This is a genomic window from Kribbella sp. WER1, from assembly GCF_054189145.1.
The window spans coordinates 6,478,104-6,498,733 of record NZ_CM135186.1 but is presented as its reverse complement, the minus strand read 5'-3'; the positions used below and the strand labels follow the sequence as shown (position 1 = coordinate 6,498,733).

The 20,630-nt window shown below is 69.6% G+C and carries 20 protein-coding genes; 9 read left to right on the top strand and 11 right to left on the bottom strand.

Translation table 11 applies throughout. The annotated features are described in order from the left end of the window. Positions 1-35: 35 nt before the first annotated feature. Both ACXJJ3_RS31785 and ACXJJ3_RS31780 read right to left on the bottom strand, forming a co-directional pair. Positions 36-1,226 (bottom strand): acyl-CoA dehydrogenase family protein, encoded by a 1,191-nt coding sequence (locus ACXJJ3_RS31785; protein ID WP_458165541.1) that lies wholly within the window; start codon positions 1,224-1,226, stop codon positions 36-38. 106 nt (positions 1,227-1,332) lie between these two features. After that, complete coding sequence (locus ACXJJ3_RS31780; RefSeq protein WP_458165540.1) at positions 1,333-2,766, bottom strand: serine/threonine-protein kinase; 1,434 nt, start codon at positions 2,764-2,766, stop codon at positions 1,333-1,335. Positions 2,767-2,884: 118 nt separating this feature from the next. Here ACXJJ3_RS31780 and ACXJJ3_RS31775 point away from each other — a divergent pair, with 118 nt between their 5' ends. Both ACXJJ3_RS31775 and ACXJJ3_RS31770 read left to right on the top strand, forming a co-directional pair. Next, a complete protein-coding gene (locus tag ACXJJ3_RS31775; protein ID WP_458165539.1) occupies positions 2,885-3,535 on the top strand; it encodes a peptidylprolyl isomerase in 651 nt (216 codons plus the stop codon). 40 nt (positions 3,536-3,575) lie between these two features. Then, positions 3,576-4,175 carry a VOC family protein gene (locus ACXJJ3_RS31770; protein WP_458165538.1) on the top strand — a complete coding sequence of 200 codons (600 nt, stop codon included), beginning with the start codon at positions 3,576-3,578 and terminating at the stop codon, positions 4,173-4,175. Here the strand turns inward: ACXJJ3_RS31770 and ACXJJ3_RS31765 are convergent. Next, complete coding sequence (locus ACXJJ3_RS31765; protein ID WP_458165537.1) at positions 4,172-5,125, bottom strand: HpcH/HpaI aldolase/citrate lyase family protein; 954 nt, start codon at positions 5,123-5,125, stop codon at positions 4,172-4,174. The two genes, ACXJJ3_RS31770 and ACXJJ3_RS31765, sit on opposite strands and share 4 nt — an antisense overlap. Before the next feature lie 135 nt (positions 5,126-5,260). On the opposite strand from ACXJJ3_RS31765, the gene ACXJJ3_RS31760 reads away from it, so the two are divergent. After that, positions 5,261-5,767 (top strand): hypothetical protein, encoded by a 507-nt coding sequence (locus ACXJJ3_RS31760; RefSeq protein WP_458165536.1) that lies wholly within the window; start codon positions 5,261-5,263, stop codon positions 5,765-5,767. Here the strand turns inward: ACXJJ3_RS31760 and ACXJJ3_RS31755 are convergent. Both ACXJJ3_RS31755 and ACXJJ3_RS31750 read right to left on the bottom strand, forming a co-directional pair. Then, complete coding sequence (locus tag ACXJJ3_RS31755; protein WP_458165535.1) at positions 5,764-9,354, bottom strand: S8 family peptidase; 3,591 nt, start codon at positions 9,352-9,354, stop codon at positions 5,764-5,766. The two genes, ACXJJ3_RS31760 and ACXJJ3_RS31755, sit on opposite strands and share 4 nt — an antisense overlap. 97 nt (positions 9,355-9,451) lie before the next feature. Further along, positions 9,452-10,420 (bottom strand): helix-turn-helix domain-containing protein, encoded by a 969-nt coding sequence (locus tag ACXJJ3_RS31750; protein WP_458165534.1) that lies wholly within the window; start codon positions 10,418-10,420, stop codon positions 9,452-9,454. An 88-nt stretch (positions 10,421-10,508) separates the two neighbouring features. Between ACXJJ3_RS31750 and ACXJJ3_RS31745 the strand changes: the two genes are divergently transcribed. From ACXJJ3_RS31745 to ACXJJ3_RS31725, 5 genes are read left to right on the top strand one after another with little or no spacing between them, the layout of a single operon-like run. Next, the gene (locus ACXJJ3_RS31745) at positions 10,509-11,783 is read left to right on the top strand and encodes a magnesium transporter MgtE N-terminal domain-containing protein (protein ID WP_458165533.1); all 1,275 of its coding nucleotides are present in this window, start codon (positions 10,509-10,511) and stop codon (positions 11,781-11,783) included. Next, positions 11,773-12,285 (top strand): DUF1003 domain-containing protein, encoded by a 513-nt coding sequence (locus ACXJJ3_RS31740; RefSeq protein WP_458165532.1) that lies wholly within the window; start codon positions 11,773-11,775, stop codon positions 12,283-12,285. The genes ACXJJ3_RS31745 and ACXJJ3_RS31740 overlap by 11 nt, the downstream gene beginning before the upstream one ends. Before the next feature lie 42 nt (positions 12,286-12,327). After that, complete coding sequence (htpX, locus tag ACXJJ3_RS31735) at positions 12,328-13,227, top strand: zinc metalloprotease HtpX (RefSeq protein ID WP_458165531.1); 900 nt, start codon at positions 12,328-12,330, stop codon at positions 13,225-13,227. Between the two features lie 4 nt (positions 13,228-13,231). Next, entirely contained in the window at positions 13,232-13,795 is a 564-nt protein-coding gene (gene pspAB, locus ACXJJ3_RS31730; protein ID WP_458165530.1) for a PspA-associated protein PspAB, read from the top strand. Between the two features lie 58 nt (positions 13,796-13,853). Beyond that, entirely contained in the window at positions 13,854-14,999 is a 1,146-nt protein-coding gene (locus ACXJJ3_RS31725) for an Mrp/NBP35 family ATP-binding protein (protein ID WP_458165529.1), read from the top strand. On the opposite strand, the gene ACXJJ3_RS31720 is transcribed toward ACXJJ3_RS31725, so the two are convergent. Continuing rightward, positions 14,973-15,563 carry a TetR/AcrR family transcriptional regulator gene (locus tag ACXJJ3_RS31720; RefSeq protein ID WP_458165528.1) on the bottom strand — a complete coding sequence of 197 codons (591 nt, stop codon included), beginning with the start codon at positions 15,561-15,563 and terminating at the stop codon, positions 14,973-14,975. The two genes, ACXJJ3_RS31725 and ACXJJ3_RS31720, sit on opposite strands and share 27 nt — an antisense overlap. A gap of 89 nt (positions 15,564-15,652) precedes the next feature. On the opposite strand from ACXJJ3_RS31720, the gene ACXJJ3_RS31715 reads away from it, so the two are divergent. Beyond that, positions 15,653-16,072, top strand: coding sequence for a hypothetical protein (locus ACXJJ3_RS31715; protein WP_458165527.1), 420 nt, complete (start codon positions 15,653-15,655; stop codon positions 16,070-16,072). Here ACXJJ3_RS31715 and ACXJJ3_RS31710 read toward each other — a convergent pair whose 3' ends face one another. From ACXJJ3_RS31710 to sigE, 5 genes are all read right to left on the bottom strand, one after another. Beyond that, a complete protein-coding gene (locus ACXJJ3_RS31710; RefSeq protein ID WP_458165526.1) occupies positions 16,073-16,411 on the bottom strand; it encodes a sec-independent translocase in 339 nt (112 codons plus the stop codon). A gap of 224 nt (positions 16,412-16,635) precedes the next feature. Next, a complete protein-coding gene (locus ACXJJ3_RS31705; RefSeq protein WP_458165525.1) occupies positions 16,636-17,982 on the bottom strand; it encodes a trypsin-like peptidase domain-containing protein in 1,347 nt (448 codons plus the stop codon). A gap of 235 nt (positions 17,983-18,217) precedes the next feature. Beyond that, entirely contained in the window at positions 18,218-19,270 is a 1,053-nt protein-coding gene (locus ACXJJ3_RS31700) for a sigma-E factor regulatory protein RseB domain-containing protein (RefSeq protein ID WP_458165524.1), read from the bottom strand. Positions 19,271-19,273: 3 nt separating this feature from the next. After that, complete coding sequence (locus ACXJJ3_RS31695) at positions 19,274-19,876, bottom strand: anti-sigma factor family protein (protein ID WP_458165523.1); 603 nt, start codon at positions 19,874-19,876, stop codon at positions 19,274-19,276. Further along, positions 19,873-20,538: an RNA polymerase sigma factor SigE gene (gene sigE / locus ACXJJ3_RS31690; RefSeq protein WP_458165522.1), complete on the bottom strand. Its 666-nt coding sequence runs from the start codon at positions 20,536-20,538 to the stop codon at positions 19,873-19,875. The genes ACXJJ3_RS31695 and sigE overlap by 4 nt, the downstream gene beginning before the upstream one ends. Positions 20,539-20,630 lie beyond the last annotated feature (92 nt).

Sequence of the window (20,630 nt, the reverse complement as noted above, 5' to 3'; positions counted from 1 at the left end):
ACCGCCCCGCCCGTCGACCCAGCGCGCCGGGCAGTTCAGAGCTTGTAGTCCTCCAGCAGCCGGCGGCCGATGATCATCCGCTGGATGTCGGCGGTGCCCTCGCCGATCAGCAGCATCGGCGCCTCGCGGTACAGCCGCTCGATCTCGTACTCCTTCGAGAACCCGTACCCGCCGTGGATCCGGAACGAGTCCTCCACCACCTGCGCGCAGTACTCGCTGGCCAGGTACTTCGCGACGCCGGCCTCGAAGTCGTTGCGGGAGCCGCTGTCCTTCTTCCGGGCCGCCTTCACCATCAGCTCGTGCGCCGCCTCGACCTTGACCGCCATGTCGGCCAGCCGGAACAGCACCGCCTGGTGATCGGCGATCTTCTTGCCGAACGTCTCGCGCTGCTGGGCGTACGAGATCCCGAGCTCGAACGCCCGCCGCGCCACGCCGCAGCCGCGGGCCGCGACGTTCACCCGGCCGACCTCGACTCCGTCCATCATCTGGTAGAAACCCTTGCCCGGTACGCCGCCGAGGATCTGGCCGGCGTCGATCCGGTACCCGTCGAAGACGAGCTCGGTGGTGTCGACGCCCTTGTAGCCCATCTTCTCGATCTTGCCCGGCACCGTCAGGCCCTTGTCGACCTCGCCGAACCCGGGCTCCTTCTCGACCAGGAACGTGGTCATGTTCTTGTAGACCGAGTCCTGGCCCTCGTCGGTCTTCACCAGCACCGCGACCAGGTTCGACGAGCCGCCGTTCGTCAGCCACATCTTCTGGCCGTTGATCGTGTAGTCGTCACCGGTGCGGGTGGCCTTGGTCTTGATCGCCGAGACGTCGGAACCGCAGCCCGGCTCGGACATCGAGAACGCGCCGCGCACCTCGCCGGTCGCCATCCGCGGCAGGTACTTCTGCTTCTGCTCGTCGGTCCCGTGCTGGAGCAGCATGTACGCGACGATGAAGTGCGTGTTGATGATGCCGGACACGCTCATCCAGCCGCGGGCGATCTCCTCCACGCAGAGCGCGTACGTGAGCAGCGACTCGCCGAGCCCGCCGTACTCCTCCGGGATCATCAGCCCGAACAGCCCGAGCTCCTTGAGGCCCTCGACGATCTCCGTCGGGTACTCGTCGCGGTGCTCGAGCTCCGTGGCCACCGGCAGGATCTCCGCCTCGACGAAGGCCCGCACCGTCTTCAGGATCTCCTCCTGAACGTCGGTCAGCCCGTCAGTCTGCTGCAGTCTGCTCATCCTGCGCCTCCTTGGCCTGCTTACCAGCGAGTATCGCGGTTAACAGCATCTCGGCACAGGGGCGACACCCGCTGTGATACCGACCACCTGTGGGAGGTCGCGTGGCTCACTCGTTGTGGTTGCCGTTCGGGCGTGGGAGCGTCTTCCCGATCGTCACGAACAGCGTGGCGATCTGCTGGGTGGCCTGCCAGCGGTGCCGCTGCTGGGCCTCGGCCAGCCGCTGGCGGGCCTCGTAGAAGTGCTGTGCGGCGGACTGCAGGTTGCCCTGGTCCACTGCCTGCGCGGCCTCGTCCAGCTGACGCGCGGCCTCGCGTGGGGCCTTACTGTTCTTTCCCTGCCCCTGCCCCTGCTGCGTCGCGCGGACCTGGGCGGCCAGTGTGCGCAGCCGCTGCACCAGGACGGCCTGCGGGTTCTGCGTTGGCTTCTTGGTGGGAGTCGTCTTCGTAGGCGTTGGTGTCGGTGTCGGCTGCTGTGTGGTGGCCTTGGTCGTCTTGGGCGCGGCCGTGGCCTTCTGTACCGGCGCAGACGGCGTACCACCAGCCTGTGCGGTGGGCTGGTCGGACGACAGTCCTGAACGGAGCAACAGCGCGCCTACGGCAGCAGCCACCACCAGGCCTGCGGCGATCCCGGCTTTCGCCAGCGGGAATCCGCCGCTCGGCGCCCTGTGCGTACGGGTCTCCGGCTCGTCCTCTTCCCACGTCCCGACCCCGACGACCTCAGCCGCCAGCACCTGGGTCTGGTTGGCCGTTTCGAGCAACGCCGTGACATCAGCAGCCGACGAGGGCCGGTCTGCCGGGTTCTTCGCCAGCAGATGCGTGACAAGCCCAGCCAGCGGCCCTGGTACGTCGGTACGCGTCACCGGCGGAGGTGGTGCCTCCAGGTGCTGCCGCATCACCACGTCGGCCGTCGGCCCGGTGAAGGGCGGCCTACCGGTCAGGAGCTCGTGCAGGACGCAGCCGAACGAGTACCAGTCGCTGGCCGGGGTCGCGGGCTCGCCACGGACCTGCTCCGGCGACACGTACGACGCCGTACCGAGCAGGACGCCCAGGGCGGTCGTCTCGTTGCCGGCACGCTTGGCGATCCCGAAGTCGGTCATCTTGAGCGTGCCGTCCGGCGCCAGCAGCAGGTTGCCCGGTTTCACGTCCCGGTGCACGATGCCGGCCTCGTGCGCGGCGTCCAGCGCCCGGGCGCCCTGGACGGCGATGTTCTCGACCAGGGCGGCCGGCGGGAGCCCCGACGTACGCATCAGCTTGGCGAGGTCCGGTCCCGGCACGAGCTCCATCACCAGGAACACGTGGTCACCTTCGGTCCCGACATCGTACGTCGCGACCACGTTCGGATGGGTCAGCCGCGCGGCCGCCTGCGCCTCGGCGCGGAACCGGTCGACCGCGTCCATCGGGTCACCATCGAGGCTCCGCAGCAGCTTCACCGCCACCTGCCGGTCGAGAATCGTGTCCTCGGCCTGCCACACCTCACCCGCACCGCCCCTGCCCAACAGGGTCAGCAACCGGTACCGACCTGCCAGTACCTCGCCGTTCACGCACTCACCTTCCGCAGCGGACCGGATCACCTTAGGCGGCGAACGCCGGATGATCGAGTCCGCGACGAAAAGCTTCAGAAACCTCTGCGGACAGCGATCGGGGTACTACGGTGGGTGGATGAAGCTACCCGCCCTGTTCGCGGCCGTGCTGGTCGCGACGACGCTGACCACGACCACCGCCTCCGCTACGCCCGGCACACACCCGCGTCCGGTGGTGAAGTGCGAGTTCACGCCGACGCCGGACAACCCGGCCGCGAAGCCGGTGCGGATCCCGTCCGCGAACGCACGCGCCAAGGGCACCGTCGACGTGTACTTCGTGACGAACTACGGGCCGTTCGTCGTCCGGATGGATCGCGCGAACGCGCCGTGCGGCGTCCACAACTTCGTGCATCTGGTGCAGAGCCGGTTCTACGACGCGACGCAGTGCTTCCGGCTGACGAACTCGGCGCGGCTGGGTGTGCTGCAGTGCGGCGACATCTACCGCCAGGAGGAGGGCGGGCCGGGGTACAAGTTCCCGGACGAGGTGACCGGGAAGGAGACCTACGACCGCGGCACCGTTGCCTACGGCAACCAGGGACCGGGGACCAACGGGTCGGAGTTTTTCGTGGTGCACTCGTTCGCGCACATCGCCCCGAACTACACGGTCCTCGGCCACGTGATCGCCGGCATGTCCACCTTCGACCGGATGGTCGCGGCCGGCATCGCCGACCCAGACCAGGACGGCCCGCCCGCGAAGCCGATCCGCATCTACAAGGTCTGGGCCCACTAGGGGGAGGGTAATTCCGCGTCCGCGCCGCTACCTTGACGGTGTGGGCACACGTGGCCGGCCGCGGCATCCCGACGTGCTGACACCCGCCGAGTGGCGGGTGGTGGACATGGTGCGGCACGGGATGCCGAACCGGGTGATCGCGGAGCGCCGCGGGATCAGCATCGACGCGGTCAAGTTCCACGTGGCGAACGCGCTGCTGAAGCTCGGCCTGGAGCGCCGGGCCGAGCTGCGGACCTGGCGTGGCGTGCCCGTCGACAGTGCGTTGCGAGGACAGGGAGGCGCGGAGATGGTGCAACTCGGAACGATCGGACAGATCGCCCGTCCGGTCAGCGACATCGAGCGGGCGGTCGCGTTCTACCGCGACGTGCTGGGGCTCCCGCATCTCTACACGTTCGGCGATCTGGCGTTCTTCGACTGCGGCGGAACGCGGTTGTTCCTGAGCGTGGGCGAGGGCGCGGCGTCGCCGCTGTACTTCCGCGTCGACGACATCACCACGGCGTACGACGAACTCCGGGAGCGCGGCGTGGTGTTCGAGAGCGCGCCGCACCTGATCCACAAGCACGACGACGGGGTCGAGGAATGGATGGCGTTCTTCCCCGACCCCGACGGTCAGCTGCTGGCGATCATGTCCCAGGTCTAGGGCGTCCAGACGTTCGTCCGGGTGAGGCCGGCGGCGCGGCCCTTGGCGGAGATCACGAGGGCCATCTTGCGGCTGGCTTCGTCGATCATCTCGTCGCCGAGCATGACCGCGCCGCGGGCGCCGCCGGCCGCGGAGGTGTAGTGGTCGTAGGCGTCGAGGATGTTCTCGGCGTGGTCGTAGTCCTCCTGGCGCGGGGAGTAGACCTCGTTGGCGGCGGCGATCTGGTCGGGGTGCAGGACCCACTTGCCGTCGAACCCGAGGGCGGCGGAGCGGCCGGCCACCCGGCGGAAGCCCTCGACGTCCTTGATCTGCAGGTACGGGCCGTCGATCGCCTGCTTGTCGTGGGCGCGGGCCGCCATCAGGATCTGCATCAGGATGTAGTGGTACGCGTCGCCGACGTCGTACCCGGGCGGCTGCTCGCCGACGACCAGCGACTTCATGTTGATCGAGGCCATGAAGTCGGCGGGGCCGAAGATGATCGTCTCCACCCGCGGCGAGGCGGTCGCGATCGCGTTCACGTTGGTGAGGCCGAGCGCGTTCTCGATCTGCGCCTCGATACCGATCCGGCCGGGCTCGTACCCGTGCACCTTCTCCAGCTGGGTGAGCAGCAGGTCCAGCGCGGCCACCTGTTCGGCGGTCTGCACCTTCGGCAGCATGATGCAGTCGAGGTTCGCACCGGCGCCGCCGACCACCTCGATCACGTCGGCGTACGTCCACTCGGTGGTCCAGTCGTTCACCCGGACGACGCGGAGCTTGTTCCCCCAGCCGCCCTCGTTGAGCGCGGCGACGATGTTCTTGCGGGCGTCGGGCTTGGCCAGCGGCGCGACCGAGTCCTCGAGGTCGAGGAACACCTGGTCGGCGTCCAGCCCCTTCGCCTTCGCCAGGAACCGCGGGTTCGACCCCGGGGTGGCCAGACACGACCGCCTGCTGCGCAAACCCTTGTCCGTCACCTTGTCCACCACGGTCGACCTCCACTCGGTTACCCACCGGTCACCGGCAGCGTACGGCGTCCGCCGCCACTGTCCGGTGACCCGGCTCACTTCCCCTCCGAGTGTGGCCCGATTCACCGTGTGACACTTGGACCTGTGAGCATCGAGGACATCGCGGGCGTGATGAAGAAGGCCGGCCTGGTCTGGCTGTCCTGGGACGGGCGCCGCGCGGTTCCGGCGTGGTTCGCGAAGGTCGACGAGCAGTACGTCGTACTGGCCGACTCGGCCGAGGGTGCCGAGCAGCCGCTGCCCGGGCTCGCCGCGGCACGCTCCGTCACGGTCGTGGTCCCGGCCAAGCCCGCCACCAACCGGCTGGCGAGCTGGACGGCGACCGTACGGCGGCTGGCACCGGACACGGACGAGTGGACCGCTGCCGCGCAGGTGTTACGGACCGAGCGGCTCAACGCAGCCGACCTGGACACCCAACTGGAGCGCTGGCGTACCCAGGCCGACATCCTCGTGCTGGATCCGACAGGTGACTTCACCGGCGTGTACGACGACTCGCCGCGGGCCGAGGCTCCGGTACCGACCAGAGCCACCACCCGCGGCAAGCCACCGACCACGTTGCACCGCCCGATCCGGCGCCGTCCCAAACTGAGCTAGCTGATCCCGAACGCCCGCTGGATCGTCTGGCTCACGCTGTTACCGGCGTTGTCGTGCGCTGTCGCCCGTACGCTCACGTAGCGAGCCGATCCCGGGGCGTCGACCTTCCCGCGCCAGCCCGTACCGGACCGCTGCAGCCGCACCGGCCGCCAGGTGACGCCGTCGTCGTACGAGAGCTCCAGGGTCGCCGTACTGACCTTGCCTGTGCCCACAGCTCCCGGCAGGTGCGAAGCGGTCACCGTGAGGTCGCTGTGGCGCTTGGCGCGACCGGACAGGTCTGTAGCGATCGAGTAGTCGAGCTGCAGCAGCGGGAGCGTCTCCAGGTTCGCGTAGTCAGCTTGGCTGGAGGTGAAGCCCCACTCGGTGTGCGTGCTGGGCGAGTACGGCCGGTTCGGCAGGTCGCGTTTGGTGTCCACGACGAACCGGTACGGCAAGGGCTCCGGTGCGACCTCGACGGACACCATGTCGGCGCCTTCACCGAGCAACGTGTCGCCTTGGTAGAACGCCGTCGACACGGACGCTCCGGTGTCGTACACGACGCCCTGGTGCGGGCCGGAGTCCGCGAAGCCCGGGAGGCCGAAGACGCTGATGAGGTCGCCGACGCGCGACGGTGGCGTCGACAACGCGCTGTCGCTCAACAGCCGCGGCCGCTGAATCCCGGCGAACCAGGTCTCCCGGGTAATACTCCCCGGCCGGTACGCCAAGGACGAGCCCTGCTGCGTCAGGTCGGGTACCGCGGCCATGCTGAGCCACTTCACCGTCGGCGCGGCGGTGACGTACACCGTGTGGTCGCCCTGCGCGGGTACCGACGTCGACCCGGCGCCTACGGCCCACGTGAGGTCCGCGGACAGGTCGAAGCGGATGTCGACCGCCTCCCCCGGCTTGGTGTCGCGGTACGACTCGTCGATCCGCGCCAGGTCCCGCGCGGTCGGCCGGTACCCCGGGTTGCTCGGCACCGCGCCGTCGTGGTGCTGGACCAGGTCGTACAGGTACTGCGGGTAAGGGTGCGACTCGAGCTTGAGGACCTTGGGGCTCCTCGCGAGCACCTGCCGGGCCTGGTCGGCGTTCAGCGACGCCACCGGCAGTGCGGGTGCGTCCTCCTGTGGCAGATCTGCCCACGCGTCCAGCGGGCCGTAGCCGTCGTTCACGATCAACAGCAGCTTCGCGCCGCCCTTGGCCGCGGCTGCCGCCTGCTGCGTCGGCGGCACCGCATCGTTGCGCTGGGCAACGACGACCTTGCCGCGGACGTTGTCCTTCGACGGGTCCGTGCCGACGTACGCCGCCGGGTAGGCACCGATGCCGGCCGGGAGCTTCGGCGACCAGCTCTGGACGAGGCTGTCCGCCGAGCCGATCGTCAGCGCCGGCTGCTCCTGCCGCCAGCGTGTGGCGAACGTGTACGAGCCCTGCGTCACCTTGCGAGTCGGCGTGGCCCAGAGGGAGTCGTACAGCCACCACTCCAGCTGGTACGTGTCGACAAAGCGATGCAGGTCGCCGTAGCTGCGGTACTGATCGACCCGAAGGTACGTGTTGTCGCTGGGCTTCGGAGTGACAGCCGCGACCTTACGGAGTCCGGCTGGGTCGAACGTGACCGTCTGGTCCTGTTGGACGTCCACCTCGGGCTGGCTGATCACGGCGCGCCCCAACGAGTGCGGCCCGTCCAGCCCGCGGACGTCGGCGTACATCCAGGCCGCGTAAGTGCTCGGACGGACATTGACGTCCAGGCTGCCGTCCACCTCGAACACCTGCGGCACGGCGTCCCGTTTGATGTCCTTGAGTACTACGACGCCGGACAGGCCCTTGGCGTGCAGCGAGAGCTTGACCCGCTGGCTCTGCTTGCTAACACCGACGCTGGTGTGGGCCAAGACCGCTCCACTGGCGTCTGTTGCGGTCAGCATCGAGCTGTAGCCCGCGTCGTCAGCAGCCAGCTCCAAGTGGCTCACTACGCCCACGACAGCAGTGCCATGCGCCGGAACTGTCAGCTGCCGCATCGTCAACGTGAACAGCCCAGCCGGGATGCCCTGGTTCTTCAGCGCCAGGTTGAGCGTTACTGGTTCTGCGCCGTTGTTGGTGTACGTGACGTCCTTCTGCACGCTTGCCGGATACGGCCACTTGACCGCGGCGAAGGCTGCGCCCGACGAGAACAGGGTGTCGCGGACCGCGGCAGCCACGTCCAGCCGCCCCGTACCGGCGGCGTACTGGCTGTATTGCGTCGTCGTCTTGGTCGAGCTGACCAGAGCGTCCTTCAACTGCTGGCCGTTCCAGTCCGGGTGCTCGTGCGCCAGCAACGCCGCGGCACCGGCCACATGCGGCGTCGCCATCGACGTACCGCTGAGCGCGACGTACGACCCCTCACCTTCCGGCGAGTACTGCGAACGTGCGGCGAGCACGTTGACGCCCGGAGCGGTCAGGTCCGGCTTGAGCCCGCTGTCGCCGAGCCGTGGACCACGGCTGGAGAACGTGGCCAGCCGGTCGTTGCCGTCCACCGCACCGACCGTCAGCGCGGCGTCGGCCGCGCCGGGCGCCGACACGCTGTACGGGTCCGGGCCGGAGTTGCCGGCCGCGATCACGAACAGCGCACCGGTTTCCGCGCTCAACGTGTTCACCGCCTGGCTCATCGGGTCCGTGCCGTCGGTCGGCCCGGAGCCGAGGCTCATGCTGATCACCCTGGCGTGCTGGTCGCGCGCGGCCCATTCCATGCCGGCGAGGATCCAGGAGTCCTGGCCGCTGCCGTCATCGCCCAGGACCTTGCCGATGTGCAGCCCGGCACCCGGCGCGACGCCCTGCTCCTTCCCACCGGACGCAGCGCCCGTACCGGCGATCGTGGACGCGACGTGCGTCCCGTGGCCGTTCCGGTCGGTGACGGCCTCGCCCGGTACGAAGCTCTGCGACGCGACGATCCGCCCGGCGAAGTCCGGGTGCGCGGCGTCGACGCCGGTGTCGAGCACTGCGACGTCCACGCCCTGCCCGGTGTCACCGCCCTGCCAGACCTCGGGCGCACCGATCTGCGCGGTGGTGTCGGCCAAGGTGGCCTTCGACTTGCCGTCCAGCCACACCTTCGTCACCTGGCCGCGGGCCGTGACTGCGGACCAGAACGACGTTGCCTGGCCGTGGTCGGCCGTCAACGCGGCGCCTTTGATGCTGGACAGCGTCCGAGTCTGCCGGGCGCCGGCCAGCGGGACCTGCTTGCGGCCTGGTGCGTACGAGACGATCAACGGCGTACCCGTGCTGTGGGCGTCGTCGTAGCCGTCAGCCAGCAGCTCGGTGACGTTGAAGAGGTGCTGATCGAGGACACCGGACGCGATGTACGGCAGGGCCGCGTCCGGGTAGACGTACAGGTCGTTGCCCACGGCCATGATGTGTGCGCCGGACGGCAGACCGTTGGGCTTGCTGACGGTCGCGGTCTGGCGGCCGGCGACGGTGGTCACGGTGACCTTGTCGCCGGTGACCAGGGTGACCGTGCTGGGTGGGGAGGTACGGGCTGGTGTCGGTTGTACCGCGACGGCTTGTGGGGCCGTTACGGCACCCAACGCCAGCACGGCCGCGCCAAGGGCGGTCAGCCCGCGACGGCAGGAGGAGGGGAAGGACACGGAAGCTCCAAGCTCAGGGAATTCCCCGCATTACATGTGGCGGCCCGTGTCCGCTGCTACGGATCTGCCTGGCGCAAACGGGTCACGACCAATCCGGTCAGAGCCAGCCGCGGTCGCGGGCGTGCCAGCCGAGCTGCAGACGGGAACGGGAGTGCGTCTGTTCCATCAGCTGCTGGACACGTCGGGCAACGGTGCGGCGGCTGATGCCCAGGCGGGCGCCTGCGGCGTCGTCGGTCAGTCCTGCGACCAGCAACGACAGCAGATGCCTGTCCTCGGCAGACATGGCCTCTTCCGGTTCCAGGCCGTCCGAGTCGGTCACGCTCAGCGGGCTCGCTCTGTTCCACACGGTCTCGAACAGCGCGACCAATGCGTCCAGCAGGCTGCACGCATGTACCAGCAACGCCGCGTCCTGTGCGGGCGTGGCCCAGTCCAGCGGCAGCAGCGCCAGCTCGCGGTCGGCGATCGCGAGCTTCGTCGGCAGCATGTCCGCGATCCGGGCCTGCTCCCCCGCCCGGACGTGGCTGACCGCACTCGCGGCCAGCACCGCGTCGGCGAGCGCGGAGTTGTCGTACACCACCCGGTACGCCACTCCGGCGCCCTGCCGGGCCAGCTGCGTGCGGTTCACCTCCGCCGAGGCGACGTACGGCGGGGCGACCAGCTCGCGCATCTCGGCCCGCGCGGTCCGTTGCACCCGGTCGAACGCCAGCGCGACCGCGGTCTCGCCGGTGACGATCTCGATCAGCTCCTCGGTCCGCCGCGCGCCACCCTGCCGGGTCGCCTCCGCCGCCAGCCGGTACGCCGACTTGCGGATCCGCTCGAACTCCTCCTCCTGGCGCCGGATCAGCTGCTCCACGGCCAGCTCCGGCGGTACCGGCACGATCAGCTCGCCCGGGGGCGGCGTACGGTGCACGAACCTCTCGGCCAGCAGTACGTCGATCGCCCGCTGCACGTCCGGCAACGGCCGCCCGAGCCGCCTGCCCAGGTCCGCGGGCGCCGCCGCACCCTGCCGGATCAGGTCCAGGTACACCGTCTCCTCGTCCGCACCCAGTCCGGTGGATCCCAGCATCCCCACCCCACTTCGTCGTCGCCCGAGGGGCAAAAGTCTACGAAGCGTCCTCAGCCGAGACTCCGGCTCGGCGGGTTAGCCTTCCGGCATGACTGGATCACCGTCGCGGGTGTACGTCGCCCGGCTGGCAGGACTGCCGGTGTACGACCCGAACGGCGACCAGGTCGGAAAAGTCCGGGACGTGGTCGCCATGATGCGCCAGGGCGACCAGCCGCCCCGGGTCCTCGGCCTGGTCGTCGAGGTGTTCACCCGGCGCCGCATCTTCCTCCCGATGACCCGGGTGACCTCCGTGGACGTCGGGCACGTCATCACCACCGGCCTGCTGAACATGCGCCGCTTCGAGCAGCGTGCGACCGAAGTACTCGTCCTGGGCGAGCTTCTGGACCGGACGGTCACCATTGCCGACACCGGCGCCACCGCAGTCGTGTTCGACATGGCAATGGAGCAGTGGAGGACCAGAGATTGGCTGCTGACCAAGGTGGCAGTCCGGGAGGGCTCCAAACGCTTCCGCCGACGCGGCCAGACGCACGTGCTCGACTGGAGCGACGTCAGCGGGTTCACGCAGGTGGAGGAAGGCCAGGGCGCCACCCACATCCTCGCGGCCTTCGAGTCGATGCGTCCGGCCGACCTGGCCGGCGTACTGCATGACCTGTCCGCCAAACGCCGCAAGGAGATCGCGGCTGCGCTGGACGACGAGCGGCTGGCCGACGTACTCGAGGAGCTGCCCGAGGACATCCAGGTCGAGATCCTCGACGGTATGGACACCGAACGCGCCGCGGACGTCCTGGAAGAGATGTCGCCCGACGACGCGGCCGACCTGATCGCCGAGCTGCCTACGGAGACCGCGGAGCGGCTGCTGACGCTGATGGAGCCCGACGAAGCAGAGGACGTCCGGCGGCTGCTCACGTACGAGGAACACACGGCCGGCGGTCTGATGACGTCGGAGCCGGTCATCCTGCCCGTGGATGCCACCGTGGCCGATGCACTCGCCCACGTACGCAACGCGGACCTCAGCCCGGCCCTGGCCGCGATGATCTACGTCTGCCGGCCGCCGCTCGAGACACCGACCGGACGGTTCATCGGCATCGGCCACATCCAGCGGCTGCTCCGGGAGCCCCCGTCCGAGCTGGTGTCCGCGGCACTCGACACCGACCTGGACGGGCTGCGGCCCGACGACGGCCTGCAGACCGTCAGCAAGTACCTCGCGACCTACAACCTGGTCGCCGCACCCGTGCTCGACGAGGAGGGCCGGCTGCTCGGTGCCGTGACCGTCGACGACGTACTCGACCATCTGCTCCCGGACGACTGGCGGGAGCGCGATCACCCGGACACGCCGCAGGAGGTGGGCCACGATGGCACGTGACGACCACAGGACGCTCCGCGGGAGTACCCGGCTCGACGTGCCGCGGGACTGGCGGCGGACGTTCGTGCCCCGGCCGACGTACGACGCGGACGCGTTCGGCCGGCTGTCCGAGCGGATCGCGCGATTCCTCGGCACCGGGCAGTTCCTGGTCTACATGACCGTGACGATCCTGGTGTGGATCGGCTGGAACATCTTCGCGCCGCAGAGCCTGCGCTTCGACCAGTACCCGTTCATCTTCCTGACGCTGGCGCTCAGCCTGCAGGCGTCGTACGCCGCCCCGCTGATCCTGCTCGCGCAGAACCGGCAGGAGGCCCGCGACCGGGTGCAGTACGACCAGGACCGCGACGTCGACGCCCGCACCCGGGCCGACATGGAGTTCCTGGCCCGGGAGATGGCGTCGCTGCGGATGGCGGTCGGCGAGGTTGCCACCCGGGACTTCCTGCGGTCCGAACTGCGGTCACTGCTGGCCGATCTGGACCAGCGCGAGGACGATCGGGTTTGACCGCGAGCTACCCTCGCATCAGGTGAGGAAGAAGGACGTGGGATGAAGACTCGATTCGCGCCCGACCGCGGGCTGTCCAGCCGGATGGTGATCACGAGCTTCCTGCTCGGACTGCTGTACGTCGCTTTCGTGGCGCTGCTGATCGCGCTGACCCGGAGCGCCGTGCTCGCGGTGGTCATCGCGGGCGGGATGCTGTTCGCGCAGTACTGGTTCTCCGACCGGATCGCGCTGTACGCGATGCACGGGCGGATCGTCACGCCGGAGGAGGCGCCGGAGCTGCACGGCACGATCGACCGGCTGTGCGCGCTGGCCGACATGCCGAAGCCGCGGGTCGCGATCGCCGACGTCGACCTGCCGAACGCGTTCGCCACCGGCCGGAACCCGAACAACGCAGTGGTCTGCGTCACCACCGGCATCATGCGCCGGCTCGACCAGGACGAGCTGGAGGGCGTGCTGTCGCACGAGCTCTCGCACGTCGCGCACCGCGATGTCGCGGTGATGACGATCGCGTCGTTCCTCGGCGTGCTGGCCGGCCTGATCACCCGCTTCGGGCTGTACGGCGGCCTCGGCCGTGGCAACCGTGACCAGAACGCGGCGCTCGTGATGCTGACCGTGATCGCGGTGTCGATCGCGGTGTACGCGATCTCGTTCCTGCTCACCCGGGCACTGTCGCGGTACCGCGAACTCGCCGCCGACCGGGCCGGGGCGATGCTCACCGGCAGACCGTCCACACTGGCGTCGGCGCTGACCAAGATCAGCGGCGACATCGCCCGGATACCGTCGAAGGACCTGCGCCAGGCGCAGGCGTTCAACGCGTTCTTCTTCGCCCCGGCGATCTCCGGCGGCAAGAGCGTGTCCGCACTCTTCTCCACGCACCCGTCACTGGAGACACGCCTCGAGCGCCTCGGTACCCTCTCCCGCGAGCTGGGCGAGCAAGCTTAGACCTATGGGCCTTTTCGACATCCTGCTCGGTAGGAGCAAAGCTGTTCCGCCGAATCTCGATCAGTTGTTCTCGCTTCCGTCGGCCGCGATCACTCTGGAGACCGCGGCCGACTACCGTCCGACCGGCAACGGGTCGGTGTGTTTCAAGGCGGCCGAGGGTGGTGGGTTCACCGCGCTGCGGGACGAGGTCGACAAGCTTCTCGCGCTCGACAACGGCAAGTTCACCAGTACGACGGACTCGTACGGCTTCACGTGGCTGGTCCGGCAGACCGCGCCGGACGACCTGGAAACGCTCGTCACCGACCTGCACGCCGTCAACACGTCCCTGGTCGACGCAGGCTTCGGCAGCGCCCTCCTGTGCACCCTGGTCGCGTTCACCAACGGCACCGAGCCCCTGGGCCTGGTTTACCTGTACAAACGCGGCTCCTGGTACCCGTTCGTCCCGGTCGGCACCGACCGCCGCGACAACGCCAAGGAACTCCAGATCAAGTCGGTAGTAGGCGCCGACCTGAACTTCGAACAGGACCTGTCCCGCTGGTTCCCCATTTACGGCGCCCCCGGCCTGTGAAGTGAGCGTCACACGGACCGTGGTCGGGTGGTGCGTGAGTACCACGTAGCCTTGGGGCATGGCTGCCACTGCTGAGCAGGTGACCGCGGCGCTCGGTGGAGTGCTCGATCCCGAGATCAAGAAGCCGATCACGGACCTGGGGATGGTCGAGTCCGTCGTCGTCCGGGACGACGGCGTGGTCGCCGTCCGCGTCCTGCTGACCGTCGCCGGCTGTCCGATGAAGGACACGCTGCGCCGCGACGTGACGGCCGCGGTAAGCAAGCTCGACGGTGTGACCGGCGTGGAGATCGACCTCGGCGTGATGTCCACCGAGCAGCGGGCCGCGCTGCAGACCCAGCTGCGCGGCGGCGTGGCCGAGAAGGAGATCCCGTTCTCCCGGCCGGACTCGCTGACCAAGGTGTTCGCGATCGCGTCCGGCAAGGGCGGCGTCGGCAAGTCGTCGGTCACCGTGAACCTCGCGGTCGCGATGGCGCGCCAGGGCCTGTCGGTCGGCGTACTCGACGCGGACATCTACGGCCACTCGGTGCCGGCCATGTTCGGCGTCGCGGACGAGCGCCCGACTGCCGTGGACGACATGATCATGCCGGTGCCCGCGCACGGCGTGAAGGTGATCTCGATCGGCATGCTGAAGCCGAAGCGCGACCAGGTCGTCGCCTGGCGCGGCCCGATCCTGGACCGCGCGCTCGTCCAGATGCTCGCGGACGTGTACTGGGGCGACCTCGACGTACTGCTGCTGGACCTCCCGCCGGGCACCGGCGACATCGCGATCTCGGTCGGCCAGCGGCTGACCAGCGCCGAGGTGATCGTCGTGACCACCCCGCAGGAGGCCGCCGCCGAGGTGGCCGAGCGGGCCGGGACGATGGCGCAGATGGTGCACCAGCGGGTCGCCGGCGTGGTCGAGAACATGTCGTACCTGCCCTGCCCGCACTGCGGTCCCGAGCACCGGATCGAGATCTTCGGCTCCGGCGGCGGCACCCGGGTCGCGGAGACGCTGTCCGCGCGGCTCGGGTACCAGATCCCGCTGCTCGGCGAGATCCCGCTCGACGAGCGGCTGCGCTCCGGCGGCGACCTCGGTCAGCCGCTCGCGCTGGCGGACCCGGAGACCCCGGCCGCCCAGATGCTCGACAAGATCGCCACGACCCTCGGCGGCAAGCCGCGCGGGCTGCTCGGCCGCCAGCTAGGCCTCTCCCCCGCCGGTCGCTGACCAGATCGGCCGGAGTACGTCGAGCCCTTCCGCGACGTACTCCGCGACCGGCCGGACGCCGTCGTCCAGATACCACTGCTCGAGCGCCGAGAAGTACCCGAAGACCAGCGCGTTCGCGGCCACCCGCGCCTGTGTGTCGCTCAGGTGCCCGCCGGTCATCAGCGGCGCGATCCGCTGACTCGCGCGGTCCAGTGACGCGCAGAACGCGGACCGGACCGACGGCTCCTTGAAGAAGTACCTGATCCGCCGCCACGGGATCGGCTCGTCGCCGTCGGGCGCGGCCTCGTAGTCGCGGACGATCCGCGTCATCGTCCCGACCGGGTCCGCCGGGTCGAACAGCTCGCGCAGGGCCTCGTCGCTCATCGTGTCGAACTCGTCGGCGACGATCAGCCCTTCCTTGGTGCCGAAGTACCGGTACACCGACGACGGCGACACCTCGGCCGCGGCGGCGATCTCCTCGATCGTCACCGCGCCGAACCCGCGCTCGTCGAACAGGTCGAGCGCGCGCTCCTGGATCGTCCGCCGCGCCTTCACACGCCAGCGTTCCCGCAGACCGGTAGCCATGTCCCGACCTTAGAGACAGTTCCGCGCTTCAGCAAGTGACTCTCTAAAACTCTTGACCATGCGGCACTGTCGTTCGTACAGTCACTTGCATGAGACAGTCACTTTCAGAAAAGCGCACAGCACTGATCGCCGTCGGGCTCTCGGTCCTGATCGCGGCAATCGCGATCGTCGACCAGACCGGCGGCCGCAGCCTGTTCGAGCACGCGTCGTCCGGGTACGCGGCGTACGGCAAACACGTCTCCGCGGGCACGCTCTACGGCATGCTGTACGGCGTTGCCGTCGTCGACGCCCTGCTCTGGTTGCTCGTCGCGGGCCTGGCCCGCACGCATCGCCTGATCGCAGGCGGCGTCGGCGTTCTCGTCGTCCTGCTGACCGCGTCGCTGGGCATCACGCTGCTCGCCGCGTCGGAGTACGGCGTCCACCCGTACCCACCGCTCTGGGGCCTGCTCGCCCTACTGCCCGCGGTCGCCGGCGCAGTCGCTACCGCGCTGCTGTTCCGGCGGAAGTAATCAGGTCGACTCGGGGTCGAACGGGGGCTTGGCGCCGGCCGGGAGGCGTTGCTGGGTGTTGTCGCTGCTCATCTCGCTGACGCCCTTGATCTCGTCCTCGATCGGGTCGAGCAGGTGTTTGCGGACGAAGTTCTTCGGGTTCAGGTCCTGGAGCTCAAGGTCGGCGTACTCCGGGCCGAGCTCGTTGCGCAGGTCGGTCTGGGCGTTGTTCACCATCTGCCGGACCTGGCGCAGCAGGCGGCCCGCCGTCCGGGCGAACTCCGGCAGCCGATCCGGCCCGAAGACGAGTACGGCGACGATCGCGATCACGACCAGTTCCAGCGGTCCGATGCCGAACATGTCCTCACCTCTCCGTACGTTCCCGGACCAGCCTATCCCCAGACCGGCTGTGGCGCCTCAGAGGGCGTTTGAGAATCCTGCGTCGTCGCGAGGAGGTGCTCGGTGCGGTAGCTCGGCGCGCGGGGGGCGAAGGGGTCGATGCGGAGCATCGTTCCCTTTGCACCCGTGCGGCGAGGTGCCGTGCCGAGTGCCCCGCAGTAGGCGCAGGGTTCTCAAACGCCCTCTCAGCCGATCTGCTGGCCGAGAGTGAGCGTAACCGTGCTGGACCGTCCGGCGCGCTCGAACGCGAGTCGGACCGCCTCCCCGGGCTGATGCGTGCGGATCGCGACGATCAGTACCTCGGCGCTGTCCACGGTCTGGTTGTTGATCGCGGTGATCACGTCGCCGACCCGCAAACCGGCCTTCGCCGCCGGCGAGCGCGGCGTCACCGCGCTGACCCGGCCGCCGCCCTCGAACGTCATGTCGACGCTCGCCCCGATCACCGGGTAGGACGCCTGACCGGTCGCGATGATCTGCTGCGCGGTCCGCCGCGCCTGGTCGATCGGGATCGCGAACCCGAGCCCGATGCTGCCGCTCTGCCCCTCGCCCGCGCCCGGGACGGTCGCGATCGCGGAGTTGATGCCGATCACCCGCGCGTTCATGTCGACCAGCGGACCGCCCGAGTTGCCCGGGTTGATCGCCGCGTCGGTCTGCAGCGCGCTGATGTACGACGACGCCTGCGAGGGGTCGTCACCGGTCGTCACCGGGCGGTTCTTCGCCGAGATGATGCCGGAGGTGACAGTCCCGGCGAGGCCGAGCGGGGAGCCGATCGCGACCACGTCCTGGCCGACGATCGCCGACTCGGAGCGGCCGAACTGCACCGACGGGGCGGTGATCCCGGTGACCTGGACGACGGCGAGGTCGTACGCCGGCGAGCGACCGACCAGCCGGGCGGTCGCGGTCTTGTTGTCGTTGGTGACGACCTGGATCGAACCGCCCTTGGCGGCGCCTTCGACCACGTGGTTGTTGGTCAGGATGTGCCCGAGGTTGTCGATCACGAAGCCGGAACCGGTGGCGCTGGAGTTGTCCGAACCCTGCACCTTCAGCTGGACCACGCTCGGCAGCAGGGCCGCGGCGACCGCGGAGACCGAGCCGGTCCGGATCCGCGGGTCCGCGCCGGTGCCGACCGGCGGGTCGGGCTGGGGCGTGACTGTCGGGTTGTTGCCGTCGAGCGCGACCACGGCGGTCGCGGCGCCGGCGCCGGCCAGGACGCCGATGACCAGGGCGACCAGGGCGGCGATCGTGACGACGCGGTTCACCTTCGGGGGCTCGGAGTTGTACGAGCGCGCCTGCTGCTGGTGCCAGTCGGAGGGCGGCGGCGGAAGGTAAGCAGGCCGGTACGGCGGCTGCTCGGTCGGCCAGGCCTGCCCCTGGTACAGCGGCCGGAAGCTCCCCTGCTGCGGCTCAGGCCGCCCGAAGCTCCGCTGAGTGGTCGAACGCCCACCGTTCGTCTGCCGGTAAGCAGCATCCGTGCCAGGCGCCTGGAACGGCGTAGCCCCGGCACCCGGCGCCGGCGGCGTCAAAGCCGACAACGGCGCCCCAGCTCCGGGAGCGGCGGGGGTGCTTGATTGAGGCGTCGGGGTGTTGGTGAGGGGGGCTGCGGAGGCAGGGGGCAGCGGCAGGGGTGTGGTTGGTTCCGCAGTGGCCGGGTTTGGAACTGTCGGCTCGGCGTCGTCGCTCATTGACGGTCCCCGCCTCACGTCTTCGTCGTGGTCGTCGGTCGGAAGCCTGGGCCCCGGCGGTAACCGGAGGTGCTTCCAGATCTGATTATCCCAGCTTCGGGGACAGTGCACCCATCGGAGTGAGCCAGGTCGCGATTTTGGCCAGCCCGGTGCCCACCCGCTGGATCGCGGTCAGGTTCTCCGGGAGGTCGTGCGGGAACGACCTCACCACCTTCCCGAGCTGGTCCGGCGGCAGATCTCCGATCAGCGTGTACACGATCCCACCCGACGACCAGACGACGTACGACGGCATCCCGTACCGCAGGTACACCCCGGGGCTGTCCGTCCTGCTGTACCCCTCCACAGCGGCCGGATCCAGGGCCCCGCGCTGCTCGAACAGCGACACGTTGAACAGCCCGTCCGAGTACGAGAACTGCAGCGACCCGTTCGAGGTGTCCTGATGTACGTCGTACAGCTTCAAAGACGCCGGCAGATCCGGCGCGCACACCCACCCCTCGGACCGCAGATCGTTGACCTTCCCCATCCCGACCGCCTCGACGCCGCTGGGCAGCAACGGCGGCAGATGCCCGAGGAACTCCGAGCTTTCGATGTGCAGCTCCGTGAACACGGTCGCCCGCACCATCGTCTTGCCGTCCGCGCCGAACAGCTGCCGCTGCAGCAACAACCCGGTCGCCTTGTCGATCCAGAACCGCGCCGCCAGCGTCTGGTCGTCCCGCAGCGCCTCCACCAGCACCGCCGCGCGCCCGATCAGGTCGGTGCAGCACTTGTCGACCAGCTGGTACGTCGACTGCAGCAACGCCAGCGGTCCACCGTCGATGGCGGCGTCCGTGGTCGTCGCCCGCTGCACGAACGCCTTCGCGCCGGGCGCGGACGACCCGAGCACACTGATCTCGGAACCCTGCGACGCCGCGTGCAGGATGTCGAACATCGCCGAGCTCGCGCCCTGCGGTCCCCACGCGGTGATGATCTGGGTGCCGTGGTACGAGACGTGGTTCGGCGCGGCGGCTGCTCTGCGCAGCCAGCTGACCGCCGTGGGTGAGTCGGCCTTGGAGACCTGGGGTACGGCGGCTGCGGACGTAGGCAGGCCGAATCCGATCAGGGCAGTGCTGACCAGGATGGCGAGCCGGGAGAGGCTCACGGGTCAGCGTCCTGACAGGGCCACCGGCCGGAGCGTCGAGCCGAGCCCGGCGTACCCCGTCGAGCTGTACGTGCTCATGAGTGCGACCGGGTCCGCGAACGGAGCGCCGCCGGACGTGGTCGCGTGGTCGGACGAGAAGCTCGCCACCGGCGGCTGCAGCGCCGGGGGCTGCTCCGAGCGGGACGGGTCGCCGACGACGAACGCCGTACCGAGCAACGAGGCCACGGCCGCGGCGGAGCCGGCCGCACCGAGCACGCCGGTCCGGCGGCGGGAGCGCGACCGGGTGGTCCCCGGCCGGGTGCCACCCGACCGCCCGGCCGGGAACGCGGACCGCTGCGGGAACAGGCCGACCGCGGGCGTGAGCACGGGGCGGACCTCCTCGCGCGGCTCGGTCGAGAACGAGGAGACGCCCATCAGGCGCTGCATCAGGTCGGTGGGCGCGTCCGGGGTGTCCAGCGCGGCCATCCGCGCCTTCAGCCGGCGCTGCGCGTCCACCTCGGCGCGGCAGCTGTCGCAGCCGACGAGGTGGCTGAGGACCTTGTCCCGGGAGTCGTGGTCGAGCTCGCCGTCGACCACGGCGCTGAGCTTGTCCAGCGGGTGCGTCATCCGAGGTCACCCCCGTCGAACAACCCGTCGGTGGGCGGGCCGCCGACCCGGGTCTGGCCGGTCCGCGGGGCCCGGTGCTCGAGATGCTTGCGCAGCATCGACCGGCCGCGGTGGATCCGGCTCCGGACGGTGCCGAGCTTCACGTCCAGCACGTCGGCGATCTCGTCGTACGTCATGCCCTCGATGTCGCAGAGCACGACCGCGGCCCGGAAGTCCTCGGGGAGCGCGTCGAGCGCGTCCTGGACGTCGTGGTCGAACAGGTCCGAGTCCAGCTTCTCGGCCGGGCCCTCACCCTTGGCCGGCAGCCGGTCGTGCGCGTCCTCGGGCAGGCCGTCGAAGCGGATCCGCTGCTTGCGGCGGGCGCCGTCGAGGAACAGGTTCGTGGTGATCCGGTACAGCCAGCCCTCGAAGGTGCCCGGCGTGTACGACGACAGCGAGCGGAAGACCCGGACGAAGACCTCCTGGGTCAGGTCCTCGGCGTCGTGCTTGTTGCCGGTCAGCCGGTACGCGAGCCGGTAGACGCGGGCCGAGTGCGTGCGGACGATCTCGTCCCACGACGGCAGCACGTCCGGCGTCGATTGCGGCGCGGCGACCGTCGAGGTGTCGAACGGTTTCACCGCAACGCCTCCCTGGGTCCTCTCGGCAATGAGCGTGAAGGCCATGGTGCCGCGGTCACCGTCCTCTGCGCACGTCGGGAAAACCCGGGTCGGACCCTGGTTTGTTCGTACGACGGCTCAACGCGGTGCCGCGACCG

Excerpts from the sequence above, each read along its gene's own strand:
- ACXJJ3_RS31785 (WP_458165541.1), bottom strand. The coding sequence starts at position 1,226 with ATGAGCAGACTGCAGCAGACTGACGGGCTGACCGACGTTCAGGAGGAG.
- ACXJJ3_RS31775 (WP_458165539.1), top strand. The coding sequence starts at position 2,885 with ATGAAGCTACCCGCCCTGTTCGCGGCCGTGCTGGTCGCGACGACGCTG.
- ACXJJ3_RS31750 (WP_458165534.1), bottom strand. The coding sequence starts at position 10,420 with ATGCTGGGATCCACCGGACTGGGTGCGGACGAGGAGACGGTGTACCTG.
- ACXJJ3_RS31745 (WP_458165533.1), top strand. The coding sequence starts at position 10,509 with ATGACTGGATCACCGTCGCGGGTGTACGTCGCCCGGCTGGCAGGACTG.
- ACXJJ3_RS31740 (WP_458165532.1), top strand. The coding sequence starts at position 11,773 with ATGGCACGTGACGACCACAGGACGCTCCGCGGGAGTACCCGGCTCGAC.
- htpX (WP_458165531.1), top strand. The coding sequence starts at position 12,328 with ATGAAGACTCGATTCGCGCCCGACCGCGGGCTGTCCAGCCGGATGGTG.
- pspAB (WP_458165530.1), top strand. The coding sequence starts at position 13,232 with ATGGGCCTTTTCGACATCCTGCTCGGTAGGAGCAAAGCTGTTCCGCCG.
- ACXJJ3_RS31725 (WP_458165529.1), top strand. The coding sequence starts at position 13,854 with ATGGCTGCCACTGCTGAGCAGGTGACCGCGGCGCTCGGTGGAGTGCTC.
- ACXJJ3_RS31720 (WP_458165528.1), bottom strand. The coding sequence starts at position 15,563 with ATGGCTACCGGTCTGCGGGAACGCTGGCGTGTGAAGGCGCGGCGGACG.
- ACXJJ3_RS31715 (WP_458165527.1), top strand. The coding sequence starts at position 15,653 with ATGAGACAGTCACTTTCAGAAAAGCGCACAGCACTGATCGCCGTCGGG.
- ACXJJ3_RS31710 (WP_458165526.1), bottom strand. The coding sequence starts at position 16,411 with ATGTTCGGCATCGGACCGCTGGAACTGGTCGTGATCGCGATCGTCGCC.
- ACXJJ3_RS31695 (WP_458165523.1), bottom strand. The coding sequence starts at position 19,876 with ATGACGCACCCGCTGGACAAGCTCAGCGCCGTGGTCGACGGCGAGCTC.
- sigE (WP_458165522.1), bottom strand. The coding sequence starts at position 20,538 with ATGGCCTTCACGCTCATTGCCGAGAGGACCCAGGGAGGCGTTGCGGTG.